The 18,876-nt window shown below is 54.3% G+C and carries 7 protein-coding genes, 1 tRNA gene and 3 rRNA genes; 9 read left to right on the plus strand and 2 right to left on the minus strand.

The annotated features are described in order from the left end of the window. Positions 1–5: 5 nt before the first annotated feature. Complete coding sequence (gene purH / locus F384_RS22045) at positions 6–1,595, minus strand: bifunctional phosphoribosylaminoimidazolecarboxamide formyltransferase/IMP cyclohydrolase (RefSeq protein ID WP_046493807.1); 1,590 nt, start codon at positions 1,593–1,595, stop codon at positions 6–8. A 623-nt stretch (positions 1,596–2,218) separates the two neighbouring features. Between purH and F384_RS22050 the strand changes: the two genes are divergently transcribed. The 8 genes from F384_RS22050 to aceK all read left to right on the plus strand — a co-directional run bounded on the left by F384_RS22050 (position 2,219) and on the right by aceK (position 13,813). Then, positions 2,219–3,760, plus strand: a 16S ribosomal RNA gene (locus F384_RS22050). Positions 3,761–3,845: 85 nt separating this feature from the next. Continuing rightward, a tRNA-Glu gene (locus F384_RS22055) sits at positions 3,846–3,921 on the plus strand. Positions 3,922–4,112: 191 nt separating this feature from the next. After that, positions 4,113–7,018 (plus strand): 23S ribosomal RNA (locus F384_RS22060). 198 nt (positions 7,019–7,216) lie between these two features. Further along, positions 7,217–7,332 (plus strand): 5S ribosomal RNA (gene rrf / locus F384_RS22065). Together the 16S, 23S and 5S rRNA genes with 1 tRNA gene alongside form the textbook arrangement of a ribosomal RNA operon. Before the next feature lie 408 nt (positions 7,333–7,740). Continuing rightward, positions 7,741–8,670: a homoserine O-acetyltransferase MetA gene (gene metA, locus F384_RS22070; RefSeq protein ID WP_046493810.1), complete on the plus strand. Its 930-nt coding sequence runs from the start codon at positions 7,741–7,743 to the stop codon at positions 8,668–8,670. A 268-nt stretch (positions 8,671–8,938) separates the two neighbouring features. Then, positions 8,939–10,540 carry a malate synthase A gene (gene aceB, locus F384_RS22075; protein WP_046493813.1) on the plus strand — a complete coding sequence of 534 codons (1,602 nt, stop codon included), beginning with the start codon at positions 8,939–8,941 and terminating at the stop codon, positions 10,538–10,540. A gap of 141 nt (positions 10,541–10,681) precedes the next feature. Further along, complete coding sequence (aceA, locus tag F384_RS22080) at positions 10,682–11,986, plus strand: isocitrate lyase (protein WP_046498505.1); 1,305 nt, start codon at positions 10,682–10,684, stop codon at positions 11,984–11,986. Between the two features lie 102 nt (positions 11,987–12,088). Further along, a complete protein-coding gene (gene aceK / locus F384_RS22085; RefSeq protein WP_046493814.1) occupies positions 12,089–13,813 on the plus strand; it encodes a bifunctional isocitrate dehydrogenase kinase/phosphatase in 1,725 nt (574 codons plus the stop codon). A gap of 290 nt (positions 13,814–14,103) precedes the next feature. Here the strand turns inward: aceK and iclR are convergent, their stop codons facing one another. Beyond that, positions 14,104–14,928 carry a glyoxylate bypass operon transcriptional repressor IclR gene (gene iclR, locus F384_RS22090; protein ID WP_046493816.1) on the minus strand — a complete coding sequence of 275 codons (825 nt, stop codon included), beginning with the start codon at positions 14,926–14,928 and terminating at the stop codon, positions 14,104–14,106. Between the two features lie 195 nt (positions 14,929–15,123). On the opposite strand from iclR, the gene metH reads away from it, so the two are divergent. Continuing rightward, positions 15,124–18,807 (plus strand): methionine synthase, encoded by a 3,684-nt coding sequence (gene metH / locus F384_RS22095; RefSeq protein WP_046493818.1) that lies wholly within the window; start codon positions 15,124–15,126, stop codon positions 18,805–18,807. Positions 18,808–18,876 lie beyond the last annotated feature (69 nt).

Below are 18,876 nucleotides of genomic sequence, written 5' to 3' on the forward strand. Positions count from 1 at the left end.
CTCCATTAATGGCGGAAGTGGCGCATGTCGGTGAAGATCATTGCAATGCCGTGTTCGTCAGCGGCGGCAATGACTTCATCATCACGGATGGAACCGCCAGGCTGGATAACACAGCTCACGCCAACGGCGGCGGCGGCATCAATACCATCGCGGAACGGGAAGAAGGCGTCGGAGGCCATGGCGGAGCCTTTCACTTCCAGACCTTCATCAGCGGCTTTGATCCCGGCAATTTTGGCCGAGTAGACGCGGCTCATCTGGCCTGCGCCAATGCCGATGGTCATGTTCTCTTTGGCGTAAACAATGGCGTTGGATTTAACGAACTTCGCGACTTTCCAGCAGAACAGCGCGTCACGCAGTTCCTGTTCGGTCGGCTGGCGCTTCGTCACCACGCGCAGTTCACCGGCAGTGACCATGCCCAGGTCGCGGTCCTGAACCAGCAGACCGCCGTTAACACGTTTGAAATCCAGGCCCGGCACGCGTTCAGCCCACTGGCCGCAGGTCAGGACGCGAACGTTCTGCTTGGCGGCGGTGATTTTCAGCGCATCTTCGGTGGCGGACGGGGCGATGATCACTTCAACAAACTGACGGGAGATGATGGCCTGCGCGGTTTCAGCATCCAGTTCGCGGTTAAAGGCGATGATACCGCCGAAGGCAGAGGTCGGGTCCGTTTTATACGCGCGATCGTAAGCATCCAGAATTGAGGTGCTGACCGCGACGCCGCAGGGGTTGGCGTGCTTGACGATCACGCAGGCCGGCTCGCTAAACTCTTTTACACACTCCAGCGCCGCGTCAGTATCGGCGATGTTGTTATAGGAAAGCGCTTTTCCCTGAACCTGCTGAGCGGTCGCGACGGAGGCCTCTTTCACATTCTCTTCTATATAGAAGGCTGCCTGCTGGTGGCTGTTTTCGCCATAGCGCATGTCCTGCTTCTTAATAAAGTTCAGGTTCAGCGTACGCGGGAAGCGCCCCGCGGCGTCTTTGCTTTCACCGTGATAGGCCGGAACCATTCTGCCGAAGTAATTGGCAATCATGCTGTCGTAGGCGGCGGTGTGTTCGAAGGCTTTAATCGCGAGGTCGAAACGGGTGTCGAGGGTCAGAGAGCCGTCGTTGGCATCCATCTCGCTAATAATGGTGTCGTAGTCGCTGCTCTTCACAACGATAGCGACATCTTTATGGTTCTTCGCGGCGGAGCGCACCATCGTCGGCCCGCCGATATCGATGTTCTCTACCGCATCTTCCAGTGAGCAGCCTTCACGGGCAACGGTTTGGGCGAACGGATAAAGGTTAACAACCACCATATCGATGGGGGCGATGCCGTGCTGTTCCATAATCCCGTCATCCTGACCGCGACGACCGAGAATGCCGCCGTGTACTTTTGGATGCAGGGTCTTCACACGTCCATCCATCATTTCCGGGAAACCGGTGTAATCGGAAACTTCGGTCACCGGCAGACCTTTCTCTGCTAACAGACGGGCAGTGCCCCCTGTCGACAGCAGCTCCACACCACGTGTGGAAAGTGCCTGGGCGAATTCGACGATACCGGCTTTGTCAGAAACACTGAGCAGAGCGCGGCGGACTGGACGACGTTGTTGCATGGTAAATCCCCTGGATTTGACGATTACAGAGAGCGTTAGCTGAATTTTTCGTAAAAAACTCAGCTAACGCCCCTTACGGGGCATCCTTGTTTTGCGGTGGCATTGTAACGAAAACGTTTGCGCAACGCTCGCGAATTTTTCTTTTTCAATTCTGGCGCTAATTTTCTCTCTATAACGATCCCATACGACAGGGAAGATCCGGCAAATGATCCCTGTGATTGTGGATAAGTCTGTGTGTAAAAGGGTATAAAGCGGGGTTTTGCTGGGGAATGCAGCAGTCAGTCATTTTTCTGACATTTTTCTATTGCGGATGCTCGGGAACTCCCTATAATGCGCCTCCATCGACACGGCGGATGTGAATCACTTCACAGAAAAACGCCAGTGAGATTGAAGAGAAAAATCCTGAAAAAAGATTGACTCTGAAAGAGGAAAACGTATTATACGGGACCTCGCGACAGAGCGCTAAAGCGCGTCGCAACTGCTCTTTAACAATTTATCAGACAATCTGTGTGGGCACTCAAAGTGACATGGATTCTTAACGTCCTCGGACGAAAAATGAATACCAAGTCTCAAGAGTGAACACGTAATTCATTACGAAGTTTAATTCTTTGAGCATCAAACTTAAATTGAAGAGTTTGATCATGGCTCAGATTGAACGCTGGCGGCAGGCCTAACACATGCAAGTCGAACGGTAACAGGAAGCAGCTTGCTGCTTCGCTGACGAGTGGCGGACGGGTGAGTAATGTCTGGGAAACTGCCCGATGGAGGGGGATAACTACTGGAAACGGTAGCTAATACCGCATAACGTCGCAAGACCAAAGAGGGGGACCTTCGGGCCTCTTACCATCGGATGTGCCCAGATGGGATTAGCTAGTTGGTGAGGTAACGGCTCACCAAGGCGACGATCCCTAGCTGGTCTGAGAGGATGACCAGCCACACTGGAACTGAGACACGGTCCAGACTCCTACGGGAGGCAGCAGTGGGGAATATTGCACAATGGGCGCAAGCCTGATGCAGCCATGCCGCGTGTATGAAGAAGGCCTTCGGGTTGTAAAGTACTTTCAGCGGGGAGGAAGGGGATGTGGTTAATAACCGCGTTCATTGACGTTACCCGCAGAAGAAGCACCGGCTAACTCCGTGCCAGCAGCCGCGGTAATACGGAGGGTGCAAGCGTTAATCGGAATTACTGGGCGTAAAGCGCACGCAGGCGGTCTGTCAAGTCGGATGTGAAATCCCCGGGCTCAACCTGGGAACTGCATTCGAAACTGGCAGGCTTGAGTCTCGTAGAGGGGGGTAGAATTCCAGGTGTAGCGGTGAAATGCGTAGAGATCTGGAGGAATACCGGTGGCGAAGGCGGCCCCCTGGACGAAGACTGACGCTCAGGTGCGAAAGCGTGGGGAGCAAACAGGATTAGATACCCTGGTAGTCCACGCCGTAAACGATGTCTATTTGGAGGTTGTTCCCTTGAGGAGTGGCTTCCGGAGCTAACGCGTTAAATAGACCGCCTGGGGAGTACGGCCGCAAGGTTAAAACTCAAATGAATTGACGGGGGCCCGCACAAGCGGTGGAGCATGTGGTTTAATTCGATGCAACGCGAAGAACCTTACCTGGTCTTGACATCCACAGAACTTGGCAGAGATGCCTTGGTGCCTTCGGGAACTGTGAGACAGGTGCTGCATGGCTGTCGTCAGCTCGTGTTGTGAAATGTTGGGTTAAGTCCCGCAACGAGCGCAACCCTTATCCTTTGTTGCCAGCGGTCCGGCCGGGAACTCAAAGGAGACTGCCAGTGATAAACTGGAGGAAGGTGGGGATGACGTCAAGTCATCATGGCCCTTACGACCAGGGCTACACACGTGCTACAATGGCATATACAAAGAGAAGCGACCTCGCGAGAGTAAGCGGACCTCATAAAGTATGTCGTAGTCCGGATTGGAGTCTGCAACTCGACTCCATGAAGTCGGAATCGCTAGTAATCGTGGATCAGAATGCCACGGTGAATACGTTCCCGGGCCTTGTACACACCGCCCGTCACACCATGGGAGTGGGTTGCAAAAGAAGTAGGTAGCTTAACCTTCGGGAGGGCGCTTACCACTTTGTGATTCATGACTGGGGTGAAGTCGTAACAAGGTAACCGTAGGGGAACCTGCGGTTGGATCACCTCCTTACCTGAAAGAACCTTTCCTTTGCAGTGTCCACACAGATTGTCTGATGAAAAGTGAATAGCAAGGCGTCTTGCGATTGAGACTTTGTGTCCCCTTCGTCTAGAGGCCCAGGACACCGCCCTTTCACGGCGGTAACAGGGGTTCGAATCCCCTAGGGGACGCCACTTGCTGGTATGTGAGTGAAAGACGCGTGCCTTAATATCTCAAAACTGACTTGTGAGTCATGTTTGAGATATTTGCTCTTTAAAAATCTGGATCAAGCTGAAAATTGAAACGACACATCTTTAATGATGTGTTCGAGTCTCTCAAATTTTCGCAACACTGAAGTGTTTTACGAAACATCTTCGGGTTGTGAGGTTAAGCGACTAAGCGTACACGGTGGATGCCCTGGCAGTCAGAGGCGATGAAGGACGTGCTAATCTGCGAAAAGCGTCGGTAAGGTGATATGAACCGTTATAGCCGGCGATGTCCGAATGGGGAAACCCAGTGCAATTCGTTGCACTATCGTTAAGTGAATACATAGCTTAACGAGGCGAACCGGGGGAACTGAAACATCTAAGTACCCCGAGGAAAAGAAATCAACCGAGATTCCCCCAGTAGCGGCGAGCGAACGGGGAGCAGCCCAGAGCCTGAATCAGCATGTGTGTTAGTGGAACGGTCTGGAAAGGCCGGCGATACAGGGTGACAGCCCCGTACACAAAAGTGCATGTGTTGTGAGCTCGATGAGTAGGGCGGGACACGTGGTATCCTGTCTGAATATGGGGGGACCATCCTCCAAGGCTAAATACTCCTGACTGACCGATAGTGAACCAGTACCGTGAGGGAAAGGCGAAAAGAACCCCGGCGAGGGGAGTGAAAAAGAACCTGAAACCGTGTACGTACAAGCAGTGGGAGCCTCTTTTATGGGGTGACTGCGTACCTTTTGTATAATGGGTCAGCGACTTATATTCTGTAGCAAGGTTAACCGAATAGGGGAGCCGAAGGGAAACCGAGTCTTAACTGGGCGTTAAGTTGCAGGGTATAGACCCGAAACCCGGTGATCTAGCCATGGGCAGGTTGAAGGTTGGGTAACACTAACTGGAGGACCGAACCGACTAATGTTGAAAAATTAGCGGATGACTTGTGGCTGGGGGTGAAAGGCCAATCAAACCGGGAGATAGCTGGTTCTCCCCGAAAGCTATTTAGGTAGCGCCTCGTGAACTCATCTTCGGGGGTAGAGCACTGTTTCGGCTAGGGGGTCATCCCGACTTACCAACCCGATGCAAACTGCGAATACCGAAGAATGTTATCACGGGAGACACACGGCGGGTGCTAACGTCCGTCGTGAAGAGGGAAACAACCCAGACCGCCAGCTAAGGTCCCAAAGTCATGGTTAAGTGGGAAACGATGTGGGAAGGCTCAGACAGCCAGGATGTTGGCTTAGAAGCAGCCATCATTTAAAGAAAGCGTAATAGCTCACTGGTCGAGTCGGCCTGCGCGGAAGATGTAACGGGGCTAAACCATGCACCGAAGCTGCGGCAGCGACACTATGTGTTGTTGGGTAGGGGAGCGTTCTGTAAGCCTGCGAAGGTGTGCTGTGAGGCATGCTGGAGGTATCAGAAGTGCGAATGCTGACATAAGTAACGATAAAGCGGGTGAAAAGCCCGCTCGCCGGAAGACCAAGGGTTCCTGTCCAACGTTAATCGGGGCAGGGTGAGTCGACCCCTAAGGCGAGGCCGAAAGGCGTAGTCGATGGGAAACAGGTTAATATTCCTGTACTTGGTGTTACTGCGAAGGGGGGACGGAGAAGGCTATGTTGGCCGGGCGACGGTTGTCCCGGTTTAAGCGTGTAGGTGTGTGTTCCAGGTAAATCCGGTTCACTTTAACACTGAGGCGTGATGACGAGGCACTACGGTGCTGAAGTAACAAATGCCCTGCTTCCAGGAAAAGCCTCTAAGCATCAGGTAACATCAAATCGTACCCCAAACCGACACAGGTGGTCAGGTAGAGAATACCAAGGCGCTTGAGAGAACTCGGGTGAAGGAACTAGGCAAAATGGTGCCGTAACTTCGGGAGAAGGCACGCTGATGGTAGGTGAAGCGACTTGCTCGTGGAGCTGAAATCAGTCGAAGATACCAGCTGGCTGCAACTGTTTATTAAAAACACAGCACTGTGCAAACACGAAAGTGGACGTATACGGTGTGACGCCTGCCCGGTGCCGGAAGGTTAATTGATGGGGTTATCCTTAGGGAGAAGCTCTTGATCGAAGCCCCGGTAAACGGCGGCCGTAACTATAACGGTCCTAAGGTAGCGAAATTCCTTGTCGGGTAAGTTCCGACCTGCACGAATGGCGTAATGATGGCCAGGCTGTCTCCACCCGAGACTCAGTGAAATTGAACTCGCTGTGAAGATGCAGTGTACCCGCGGCAAGACGGAAAGACCCCGTGAACCTTTACTATAGCTTGACACTGAACACTGGTCCTTGATGTGTAGGATAGGTGGGAGGCTTTGAAGTGTGGACGCCAGTCTGCATGGAGCCAACCTTGAAATACCACCCTTTAATGGCTGGTGTTCTAACGTGGGCCCCTAATCGGGGTTGCGGACAGTGTCTGGTGGGTAGTTTGACTGGGGCGGTCTCCTCCTAAAGAGTAACGGAGGAGCACGAAGGTTAGCTAATCCTGGTCGGACATCAGGAGGTTAGTGCAAAGGCATAAGCTAGCTTGACTGCGAGCGTGACGGCGCGAGCAGGTGCGAAAGCAGGTCTTAGTGATCCGGTGGTTCTGAATGGAAGGGCCATCGCTCAACGGATAAAAGGTACTCCGGGGATAACAGGCTGATACCGCCCAAGAGTTCATATCGACGGCGGTGTTTGGCACCTCGATGTCGGCTCATCACATCCTGGGGCTGAAGTAGGTCCCAAGGGTATGGCTGTTCGCCATTTAAAGTGGTACGCGAGCTGGGTTTAGAACGTCGTGAGACAGTTCGGTCCCTATCTGCCGTGGGCGCTGGAGAATTGAGGGGGGCTGCTCCTAGTACGAGAGGACCGGAGTGGACGCATCACTGGTGTTCGGGTTGTCATGCCAATGGCACTGCCCGGTAGCTAAATGCGGAAAAGATAAGTGCTGAAAGCATCTAAGCACGAAACTTGCCCCGAGATGAGTTCTCCCTGACCCTTTAAGGGTCCTGAAGGAACGTTGAAGACGACGACGTTGATAGGCCGGGTGTGTAAGCGCAGCGATGCGTTGAGCTAACCGGTACTAATGAACCGTGAGGCTTAACCTTACAACGCCGAAGCTGTTTTGGCGGATTTGAGAGAATATTTTCAGCTTAGATTCAGACGCAAGTGCGCAATAGTTTGCACAGCAGCAAGGCGGCAAGCGAAGTAAAGGAAGGAGCATACAAAGGTATGTGACTGAGTTTACGAGAGCAGCCAACGCGGCTGATGTGATAAATTATTGCGTACAGAGCACCAAGAATTTGCCTGGCGGCTGTAGCGCGGTGGTCCCACCTGACCCCATGCCGAACTCAGAAGTGAAACGCCGTAGCGCCGATGGTAGTGTGGGGTCTCCCCATGTGAGAGTAGGGAACTGCCAGGCATCAAATAAAACGAAAGGCTCAGTCGAAAGACTGGGCCTTTTGTTTTATCTGTTGTTTGTCGGTGAGCGACTACTCTGAGAGCAGGACAAAATCGTCGGGAACGATTTTGCACAGCACGGAGTGCTGCCCGGAGGGTGACGGGCAGGAAGCCCGGCATACAACTGCCAGGCATCAAACAGTGAAGAAGCCCATCCTGACGGATGGGCTTTTTTGCGTCTGTGTGCACCATGGAAAATGCCGGATGGCGGCCTCGCCTTATCCGGCCTACATGAATCCTTACCAGTCCACATTTCGTCGTGAAACTTTCTCACCTTTAACATGCAAGCTCGACATTGGCGTGATTTCTGGGTATCTTCAGCTATCTGGATGTCTAAACGTTTAAACGTATGTAATGAGGTTATCAGGTTATGCCGATTCGCGTGCTGGACGAGCTACCCGCCGTCAATTTCTTGCGTGAGGAAAACGTCTTTGTCATGACGACTTCCCGCGCTTCAGGTCAGGAAATTCGTCCACTAAAGGTGCTTATCCTCAACCTGATGCCAAAGAAAATCGAAACGGAAAATCAGTTTTTGCGCCTGCTGTCGAACTCTCCACTACAGGTAGATGTTCAGTTACTGCGCATTGATGCCCGTGAGTCGCGTAATACGCCAGCCGAGCATCTGAACAACTTTTACTGTAATTTTGAGGATATCTGCGATCAGAACTTCGATGGGCTGATCGTCACCGGTGCGCCGTTGGGTCTGGTGGAGTTCAATGATGTTGCCTACTGGCCACAGATCAAACAGGTGCTGGAATGGGCGAAAGATCATGTCACCTCAACGCTGTTTGTCTGTTGGGCGGTACAAGCCGCACTCAATATCCTCTACGGTATTCCGAAGCAGACCCGCACCGATAAACTCTCTGGCGTTTATGAGCATCATATCCTTCACCCTCATGCCCTACTGACGCGGGGTTTTGATGATTCATTCCTGGCCCCGCATTCGCGCTATGCTGACTTCCCGGCGGTGCTGATCCGTGATTACACCGATCTTGAGATCCTCGCCGAGACTGAAGATGGTGATGCCTATCTGTTTGCCAGCAAAGATAAACGCATTGCGTTTGTCACCGGCCATCCGGAATATGACGCCAACACGTTGGGCAGCGAATATTTCCGTGATGTGGAAGCCGGGTTAAGCCCCGACGTTCCGTACAACTATTTCCCGAAAAACGATCCCCAAAACAAACCTCGCGCCACCTGGCGAAGCCACGGTAATTTGCTGTTCATCAACTGGCTCAACTATTACGTCTATCAGATCACGCCATATGATCTGCGTCACATGAATCCAACGCTGGATTAATCGTCTGCCGCTGACGATCCTAAAGCGTTTCAGCATATTGAATCAGGCACCTTCGGGTGCCTTTTTTATTTCCGAAATGCACCTCATCTTGTAATTAAACTTTATTTTTATTGTTATCAATAGGTTAATTGATAATTTAATTAAAAATGGAAATTGTTTTTGATTTTGATTTTGAAATGAGTAGTCTTAGTTGTGCTGAACGAAAAGCGCACAACGATCCTTCGTTCGCATTGGGAATGCTGTGTTATCAATGACGAGGAGTTACAGAATGAATCAACAGGCAACGACGACCGATGAGTTGATCTTCACCAAGCCTTATGGTGAGTCAGAGAGGCAGATCCTGACTGCTGAAGCGGTCGAATTTCTCACTGAACTGGTGGCACGCTTTACGGCAAAGCGTAACAAGTTGCTCGCGGCTCGTATTCAGCAGCAACAGGATATCGACAACGGTATATTGCCTGATTTCATTTCGGAAACCGTTTCCATTAGAAATGACAACTGGAAGATTCGCGGTATTCCGGAGGATTTACAGGATCGTCGGGTCGAAATTACCGGGCCGGTTGAGCGCAAGATGGTTATCAATGCGCTGAACGCGAATGTGAAGGTTTTTATGGCCGATTTTGAAGATTCGCTGGCGCCGGAATGGAGCAAAGTGATCGACGGACATATTAACCTGCGCGACGCGGTAAATGGCACCATCAGCTACACCAATGAAGCCGGTAAAATCTACCAATTGAAGCCCGATCCGGCATTACTGATTTGTCGCGTGCGCGGCCTGCACCTGCCGGAAAAACATGTGACCTGGCGCGGTGAAGCGATCCCCGGCAGCTTGTTCGACTTTGCCCTCTATTTCTTCCATAACTACAAAGCGTTGCTGGCCAAAGGCAGCGGTCCCTATTTCTACCTGCCAAAAACGCAGGCGTGGCAGGAAGCGGCCTGGTGGAGTGAAGTCTTCAGCTATACCGAAGATCGTTTCAATCTGTCTCGCGGCACAATTAAAGCCACATTGTTGATTGAAACCCTGCCGGCAGTGTTCCAGATGGATGAGATCCTGCACGCGCTGCGCGATCATATTGTCGGTCTGAACTGCGGTCGCTGGGATTACATTTTCAGCTATATCAAGACGCTGAAGAATCACCCGGATCGCGTTCTGCCGGACCGTCAGGTGGTGACGATGGATAAGCCCTTCCTCAGCGCCTATTCGCGTCTGCTGATTAAAACCTGCCACAAGCGTGGCGCCTTCGCGATGGGCGGTATGGCGGCATTCATCCCGAGCAAAGACGTTGAACGCAACAATCAGGTGCTCAGCAAAGTGAAAGCGGATAAATCGCTGGAAGCCAATAACGGTCACGATGGTACGTGGATTGCGCATCCTGGTCTGGCGGATACCGCGATGGCGGTCTTCAACGAGGTGCTGGGCGAGAACAAAAACCAACTGTTTGTGACCCGTGATGAAGACGCGCCGATTACCGCAGAACAGTTGCTGGCGCCGTGTGAGGGCGAGCGCACCGAAGAGGGGATGCGCGCCAATATTCGCGTTGCGGTGCAGTACATCGAAGCGTGGATTTCCGGCAACGGTTGCGTACCGATTTATGGCCTGATGGAAGATGCGGCGACGGCGGAAATCTCCCGTACGTCAATCTGGCAATGGATCCATCACGAGAAAACTCTGAGCAATGGTAAACCGGTCACTAAGGCGCTGTTCCGCCAGATGTTGGCTGAAGAGATGCGGGTCATCCAGGACGAACTGGGTGAACACCGCTACAGCAGTGGCCGTTTTGATGATGCCGCGCGCCTGATGGAACAAATCACCACCTCTGATGAATTAATCGATTTCCTGACGTTGCCAGGCTACCGCCTGTTGGCTTAATTGCCCAGGCTATTTTGTTCGCCATTTTGGCCCCGGGCTGTGTTCAAAATCCTCATGTCGGTTTTTGTGCGCAGGCCGTGACCAAACTGCCTTCACCGATAACGCCTGGGAAGCCAGGAAGATAATATGGAGCATCTGCACATGAAAACCCGTACCCAACAGATCGAAGCGTTACAGAAAGAATGGACACAACCGCGCTGGGAAGGCATTTGTCGCCCGTACAGCGCGGAGGACGTGGTGAAATTACGCGGCTCGGTTAACCCGGAATGCACGCTGGCACAGCTGGGCGCAGCCAAAATGTGGCGCCTGCTGCACGGTGAATCAAAAAAAGGCTACATCAATAGTCTCGGCGCGCTGACCGGCGGCCAGGCGTTGCAGCAGGCGAAAGCAGGTATCGAGGCGGTGTATCTGTCGGGCTGGCAGGTGGCGGCGGATGCTAACCTGGCATCCAGCATGTACCCGGACCAATCGCTCTACCCTGCAAACTCTGTTCCGGCAGTGGTGGATCGGATCAACAACACCTTCCGTCGTGCGGATCAGATTCAGTGGTCCAGCGGTATTGAACCCAACGATCCGCGCTATGTGGATTACTTTCTGCCGATCGTGGCCGATGCGGAAGCCGGGTTTGGTGGCGTATTGAATGCCTTTGAGCTGATGAAATCGATGATTGAGGCCGGTGCAGCGGCTGTTCACTTCGAAGATCAGCTGGCTTCGGTGAAGAAGTGCGGCCATATGGGCGGCAAAGTGCTGGTGCCGACTCAGGAAGCGATTCAGAAACTGGTGGCTGCGCGTCTGGCGGCTGACGTCATGGGCGTACCGACGCTGGTGATCGCCCGTACCGATGCGGATGCGGCGGATCTGATCACCTCCGACTGCGACCCGTACGACAGCGAATTTATTACCGGTGAGCGTACCAGTGAAGGGTTTTTCCGTACGCATGCCGGCATTGAGCAGGCGATCAGCCGTGGTCTGGCCTATGCCCCGTATGCCGACCTGGTCTGGTGTGAAACGTCCACGCCGGATCTGGAACTGGCGAAGCGCTTTGCCGATGCCATTCACGCCAAATATCCGGGCAAACTGCTGGCCTACAACTGCTCGCCGTCGTTCAACTGGCAGAAGAATCTGGACGACAAGACCATCGCCAGCTTCCAGCAACAGTTGTCTGATATGGGCTACAAGTACCAGTTCATCACCCTGGCGGGTATCCACAGCATGTGGTTCAACATGTTCGACCTCGCGCACTCCTATGCGCAAGGTGAAGGTATGCGCCACTATGTTGAGAAGGTTCAGCAACCAGAATTTGCGGCGGCTAAAGACGGTTATACCTTCGTCTCTCACCAACAGGAAGTGGGCACCGGTTACTTCGATAAAGTCACCACCATTATTCAGGGTGGCGCATCATCGGTGACCGCGCTGACCGGTTCGACCGAAGAATCGCAGTTTTGATTAATGCCCGGTGGCGCTGCGCTTACCGGGCCTACGAAGGGATGTAGGCCGGATAAGCGAATGCGCCATCCGGCATGACGTTGTGCCGGATGGGGAGAAGCGATGACGCGTGGCCTGGAGTTACTGATTGCTCAGACGATTTTGCAAGGCTTCGACGCCCAGTATGGTCGATTTCTGGAAGTGACCTCCGGCGCGCAGCAGCGCTTTGAACAGGCCGACTGGCATGCCGTGCAGCAGGCGATGAAAAGCCGTATTCACCTCTACGATCACCATGTGGGTCTGGTGGTGGAACAACTGCGCTGCATTACTGGCGGCAAAAGTACCGACGCCGCATTTTTGCTGCGTGTAAAAGAGCATTACACCGGGCTCCTGCCGGATTACCCGCGCTTCGAGATTGCGGAGAGTTTTTTTAACTCCGTATATTGTCGGTTATTTGACCACCGCTCGCTCACCCCCGAGCGGCTCTTTATTTTTAGCTCCCAGCCGGAACGCCGTTTTCGGACGATCCCGCGCCCGCTGGCGAAAGATTTCTTCCCCGATCATGGATGGGAACCGCTGCTCACCCGCATTCTCAGCGATCTGCCGCTGCGTCTGCCCTGGCAGAACAAAGGGCGCGATATTCGCTACATCATCATGCATCTGCGCGAAACCTTTGGCGAAGAAACGTTGCAGCACTGTCATCTGCAGGTGGCTAACGAACTGTTTTATCGCAACAAAGCGGCATGGCTGGTTGGTAAACTCATCACGCCGACGGCGACGTTGCCTTTTTTACTGCCGATCCATCGCACCGATGAGGGTGAACTGTTTGTGGATACCTGTCTGACCACCACGGCAGAAGCCAGTATCGTGTTCGGCTTCGCTCGCTCCTATTTTATGGTGTATGCGCCGCTGCCCGCCGCACTGGTGGAATGGCTGCGCGAGATCCTGCCGGGAAAAACCACCGCTGAGTTATACATGGCGATTGGCTGTCAGAAACATGCGAAGACCGAGAGCTATCGCGAGTATCTGTTGTACCTGCGCAACTGCGATGAGCAGTTTATTGAAGCACCGGGCATACGCGGCATGGTGATGCTGGTCTTTACGCTGCCGGGCTTCGACCGGGTATTTAAAATTATCAAAGATAAGTTCGCGCCGCAGAAAGAGATGTCCGCCGCTCACGTTCGCGCCTGCTATCAACTGGTTAAAGAGCACGATCGCGTGGGGCGCATGGCGGATACCCAGGAGTTCGAAAACTTCGTGCTGGATAAACGCCAGATCGATCCAGCGCTGATGGCGCTGTTACTTAAGGAAGTGCCGGAAAAGATTACCGATCTTGGCGAGCAGATTGTCATCCGTCATCTCTATATTGAGCGGCGGATGGTGCCGCTCAATATCTGGCTTGAGCAGGTGGAAGGCCAGCAGTTGCGGGATGCGATAGAGGAGTACGGCAACGCGATCCGCCAGCTTGCCGCCGCCAATATTTTTCCCGGCGACATGCTGTTCAAAAACTTCGGCGTCACCCGTCATGGTCGCGTGGTGTTCTACGATTACGACGAAATCTGCTACATGACGGAAGTGAATTTCCGCCATGTCCCACCGCCACGCTATCCGGAAGATGAGCTGTCGGGTGAGCCGTGGTACAGCGTGTCGCCGGGCGATGTGTTTCCTGAAGAGTTTCGTCACTGGCTGTGCGCCGACCCGCGAATCCGGCCGCTGTTTGAAGAGATGCACGCCGATCTGTTCAGCGCCGACTATTGGCGCGGCCTGCAGACGCGGATTCGCGAAGGGCATGTGGAAGATGTTTACGCCTATCGCCGTCGCCAGCGATTCAGCGTACGGTTTGCCTGATTCCTGTAGGCCGGATAAGGCGCTTACACCGCCATCCGGCAATATGCGCCGATCTGCCTGATGGCGCTACGCTTATCAGGCCTACCATACTCCAACCGTAGGCCGGATAAGACGTTTACGTCGTCATCCGGCAATATGCGCCGATCTGCCTGATGGCGCTATGCTTATCAGGCCTACCATACTCCAACCGTAGGCCGGATAAGACGTTTACGTCGTCATCCGGCTGGATGCTTGCCTGATGGCGCTACGCTTATCAGGTCTACTGAAAATGCCTCTCAGGGGTATTTTGCTTACCGGATCCCGCCGTATGCCAGCGTCACCTCTTTCGCCGCCTTGATAACCATCGCGCCAAACTCGGTAACGCGGTCGTCGGTGATGCGTGAAATCGGGCCGGAGATGGAGATCGCCGCGAACGGCTCGCGATGCTCGTCATAAATACACGAGGCCACGCAGCGCAGGCCGAGCGCATGCTCCTCATCATCAAAGGAATAGCCGCGCTTGCGCGTCTGGGCGAGGTCGTCCTTCAGATGAACCGGGGAGACCAGCGTCGCGTGGGTGTACGCATGCAGCCCTTTGCGGTGCAGTAATTGAGTCACCTGATCTTCACTCAACTGCGCTAAAAACGCTTTACCTGCGCCCGAGGCGTGCATTGGCAGCTTACCGCCAATCGGTGCAGACATGCGCATCAGTTGGGTGCATTGCACCTGGTCAATGATAATCGCCTGATGGTCACTCTGATCCAGTACCGCCAGGTTCACCGTCTCGCCGGAGTCTTCCATCAGTTTGCGCAGAATCGGATGGACGATTGCCAGCAGATTGCGGCTCTGTAAAAAGCTGCTGCCGACGATGAACGCGTGCGGGCCTATCGCCCAGTGCCCAAGATCGCCCACCTGACGCACAAAGCCCTGCTGTTGCATGGTGCTCAGTAAACGGTGGGTGGTCGAGTTCGGCAAGCCAGCCTGCTGTGCCAGTTCGGTCAACGCCACGCTGCCGTTGGATTCCGCGATCCATTCCAGTAGTTTCAGGCCACGGGTCAGTGACTGAACCTGTCCGGCGGCGGGGACGGTCGTCGCGGCGGGTTTTCTGCCGCGTTTGGCGGGAACGGGTGCAACCATAGCGGACTCCTTTTCTGTATCGTGGAAATCATTTTCGTTTTATTCAATTATAATGCAAGAAGTCTTGTACTGATCGGATGAGTGAAGCTGAACATGTCTCATGTTGCCCGTTGTTTGCTTTTCGGTTACGACGGTTTATGCCAGTATGGCTTGTTGAGCTTTTTTCGGTCTGGTTGAGCGTTGTCGGGAGCAAGTGTGAGCAGCAAAGTTGAACAACTGCGTGCGCAGTTAAATGAACGTATTCTGGTGCTGGACGGCGGCATGGGCACGATGATCCAGAGCTACCGCCTGAGTGAAGAGGATTTCCGTGGTGAACGCTTTGCCGACTGGCCGTGCGACCTGAAAGGCAACAATGACCTGCTGGTGCTGAGTAAGCCAGAGGTGATCGCCGCTATTCACAACGCGTACTTTGACGCGGGCGCGGACATCATTGAAACCAACACCTTCAACTCCACTCCTATCGCGATGGCGGATTACCAGATGGAATCCCTGTCGGCGGAGATCAACTTTGCCGCCGCGAAACTGGCGCGCGCTTGCGCCGATGAGTGGACCGCTCGTACCCCGGAAAAACCGCGCTATGTGGCGGGTGTTCTCGGCCCAACCAACCGCACCGCGTCGATCTCGCCGGATGTGAATGACCCGGCATTTCGTAATATCACTTTTGACCAGTTGGTGTCCGCTTATCGCGAATCCACCAAAGCGCTGGTGGAAGGCGGCAGTGACCTGATTCTAATTGAAACCGTCTTTGATACGCTGAACGCGAAAGCCGCGATTTTTGCCGTTAAAGAAGAGCTGGAAGCGCTGGGCGTCGACCTGCCGATCATGATTTCCGGCACCATCACCGATGCTTCAGGCCGGACGCTTTCCGGTCAGACAACGGAGGCGTTTTATAACTCCCTGCGCCATGCCGAACCTCTTACCTTCGGTCTCAACTGTGCGCTGGGACCGGATGAACTGCGCCAGTATGTGCAGGAGCTTTCACGCATTGCTGAATGCTACGTGACGGCGCACCCGAACGCCGGGTTGCCCAACGCTTTCGGTGAATACGATCTGGATGCCGATACGATGGCGGGTCAGATCCGCGAGTGGGCCGAAGCAGGATTCCTGAACATCGTCGGCGGCTGCTGCGGCACCACGCCGGAACACATTGCGGCGATGAGCCGCGCCGTCGAGGGATTGGCGCCGCGTCAGTTGCCGGAGATCCCCGTTGCCTGCCGCCTGTCCGGTCTCGAGCCGCTGAATATTGGCGATGACAGCCTGTTTGTGAACGTCGGTGAACGTACCAACGTCACCGGTTCCGCTAAATTTAAGCGCCTGATCAAAGAAGAAAAATACAACGAAGCGCTGGATGTTGCCCGTCAGCAGGTAGAAAGCGGTGCGCAGATTATCGATATCAATATGGATGAGGGGATGCTCGACGCCGAAGCGGCGATGGTGCGCTTCCTCAACCTGATCGCCGGTGAGCCGGACATTGCTCGTGTGCCGATCATGATTGACTCCTCAAAATGGGAAGTCATCGAGAAAGGGCTGAAGTGTATTCAGGGGAAAGGCATCGTTAACTCCATCTCCATGAAAGAGGGGGTTGAGATCTTCACCCACCACGCGAAGCTGCTGCGTCGCTACGGTGCGGCGGTGGTGGTGATGGCTTTTGATGAACAGGGCCAGGCGGATACCCGCGCGCGTAAAATCGAGATTTGCCGCCGGGCGTACAAGATCCTCACCGAAGAGGTGGGTTTCCCGCCGGAAGACATTATTTTCGACCCGAATATTTTCGCGGTAGCGACCGGGATTGAAGAGCACAACAACTACGCGCAGGACTTTATCGGCGCGTGTGAAGACATCAAACGCGAGCTGCCGCATGCGCTGATCTCCGGCGGCGTGTCCAACGTGTCGTTCTCGTTTCGCGGTAACGATCCGGTGCGCGAAGCCATTCACGCGGTGTTCCTCTACTACGCCATCCGCAACGGTATGGACATGGGGATTGTGAACGCCGGACAACTGGCGATTTACGACGATTTGCCTGCTGACCTGCGCGACGCGGTCGAGGACGTGATCCTCAACCGTCGTGATGACGGCACTGAGCGACTGCTGGAACTGGCGGAGAAATACCGTGGCAGCAAGAGCGATGAGACGGCCAACGCCCAGCTGGCGGAATGGCGCACCTGGGAAGTTAAAAAACGCCTCGAATACTCGCTGGTTAAAGGCATCACCGAATTTATCGAGCAGGACACCGAAGAGGCGCGTCAGCAGGCCGCCCGTCCGATTGAAGTGATTGAAGGGCCGCTGATGGACGGTATGAACGTCGTCGGCGACCTGTTCGGCGAGGGTAAGATGTTCCTGCCGCAGGTGGTGAAATCCGCCCGCGTCATGAAACAGGCGGTGGCGTATCTCGAACCGTTTATCGAAGCCAGCAAAGAGAAAGGCTCCAGCAACGGCAAGATGGTGATCGCCACCGTGAAAGGCGACGTTCACGATATCGGCAAGAACATTGTTGGCGTGGTCCTGCAATGTAACAACTACGAAATTGTCGATCTTGGCGTGATGGTGCCGGCAGAGAAGATCCTCAGAACCGCGAAAGAGGTGAATGCGGATCTGATCGGCCTCTCCGGGCTGATTACCCCGTCGCTGGACGAAATGGTCAACGTGGCGAAAGAGATGGAGCGTCAGGGATTCACTATTCCGCTGCTGATTGGCGGGGCGACGACCTCGAAAGCGCATACGGCGGTGAAAATCGAGCAGAACTACAGTGGTCCCACGGTTTATGTGCAGAACGCCTCGCGCACCGTCGGCGTGGTCGCCGCGCTGCTTTCCGATACCCAGCGCGATGACTTTGTCGCCCGTACCCGCAAAGAGTATGAAACTGTGCGCATCCAGCATGGGCGTAAGAAACCCCGCACGCCGCCGGTGACACTGGCGGCAGCGCGTGAAAACGATCTGGCGTTCGACTGGGAAAACTACACCCCGCCGGTGGCGCATCGTCTGGGCGTGCAGGAGGTCGAAGCCAGCATCGAAACGCTGCGTAACTACATCGACTGGACCCCGTTCTTTATGACCTGGTCGCTGGCCGGGAAATATCCACGCATTCTGGAAGATGAGGTGGTAGGCGTTGAGGCGAAGCGCCTGTTTAACGATGCCAACGACATGCTGGATAAACTGAGCGCGGAAAAGTCGCTGAATCCGCGCGGCGTGGTGGGGCTGTTTCCGGCAAACCGCGTGGGCGATGATATCGAAATCTATCGCGATGAAACGCGTACTCACGTGCTGACAGTCAGTCATCATCTGCGTCAGCAGACTGAAAAAGTCGGTTTTGCCAACTACTGCCTGTCTGACTTCGTGGCGCCGAAGCTGTCCGGCAAAGCGGACTACATCGGTGCCTTTGCGGTAACCGGAGGTCTGGAGGAGGATGCGCTGGCAGAGGCGTTTGAAGCCCAGCACGATGATTACAACAAGATCATGGTGAAAGCGCTTGCTGACCGTCTGGCGGAAGCCTTCGCGGAATACCTGCATGAGCGCGTGCGTAAGGTCTACTGGGGCTATGCGGCCAACGAGAACCTCAGTAATGAGGAGTTGATTCGCGAAAACTACCAGGGGATTCGTCCTGCGCCGGGGTATCCGGCTTGTCCGGAGCACACTGAGAAAGGCACCATCTGGCAGTTGCTGGATGTGGAAAAACATACCGGTATGAAGCTCACTGAATCCTTCGCCATGTGGCCTGGCGCATCGGTCTCTGGCTGGTACTTCAGCCATCCGGACAGCAAGTACTACGCGGTCGCGCAGATTCAGCGCGATCAGGTGGAGGACTATGCTTTCCGTAAAGGGATGAGCGTCTCTGAAGTTGAACGCTGGCTGGCCCCTAACCTGGGCTATGACGCCGACTAATCGGTCCGGGAGTCTCCCGCCAGCTTCAGCCCGTCGGCGGCGCTGGTGGGAAACGTAATGGCAGCGGAG

This window comes from Citrobacter amalonaticus Y19, assembly GCF_000981805.1.
GTDB classification, from domain to species: domain Bacteria; phylum Pseudomonadota; class Gammaproteobacteria; order Enterobacterales; family Enterobacteriaceae; genus Citrobacter_A; species Citrobacter_A amalonaticus_C.

Bases quoted from the DNA above. Each gene is read 5' to 3' on its own strand.
- iclR (WP_046493816.1), bottom strand. From the start codon at position 14,928: ATGGTTGCACCCGTTCCCGCCAAACGCGGCAGAAAACCCGCCGCGACG.
- metA (WP_046493810.1), top strand. From the start codon at position 7,741: ATGCCGATTCGCGTGCTGGACGAGCTACCCGCCGTCAATTTCTTGCGT.
- purH (WP_046493807.1), bottom strand. From the start codon at position 1,595: ATGCAACAACGTCGTCCAGTCCGCCGCGCTCTGCTCAGTGTTTCTGAC.
- aceB (WP_046493813.1), top strand. From the start codon at position 8,939: ATGAATCAACAGGCAACGACGACCGATGAGTTGATCTTCACCAAGCCT.
- aceA (WP_046498505.1), top strand. From the start codon at position 10,682: ATGAAAACCCGTACCCAACAGATCGAAGCGTTACAGAAAGAATGGACA.
- aceK (WP_046493814.1), top strand. From the start codon at position 12,089: ATGACGCGTGGCCTGGAGTTACTGATTGCTCAGACGATTTTGCAAGGC.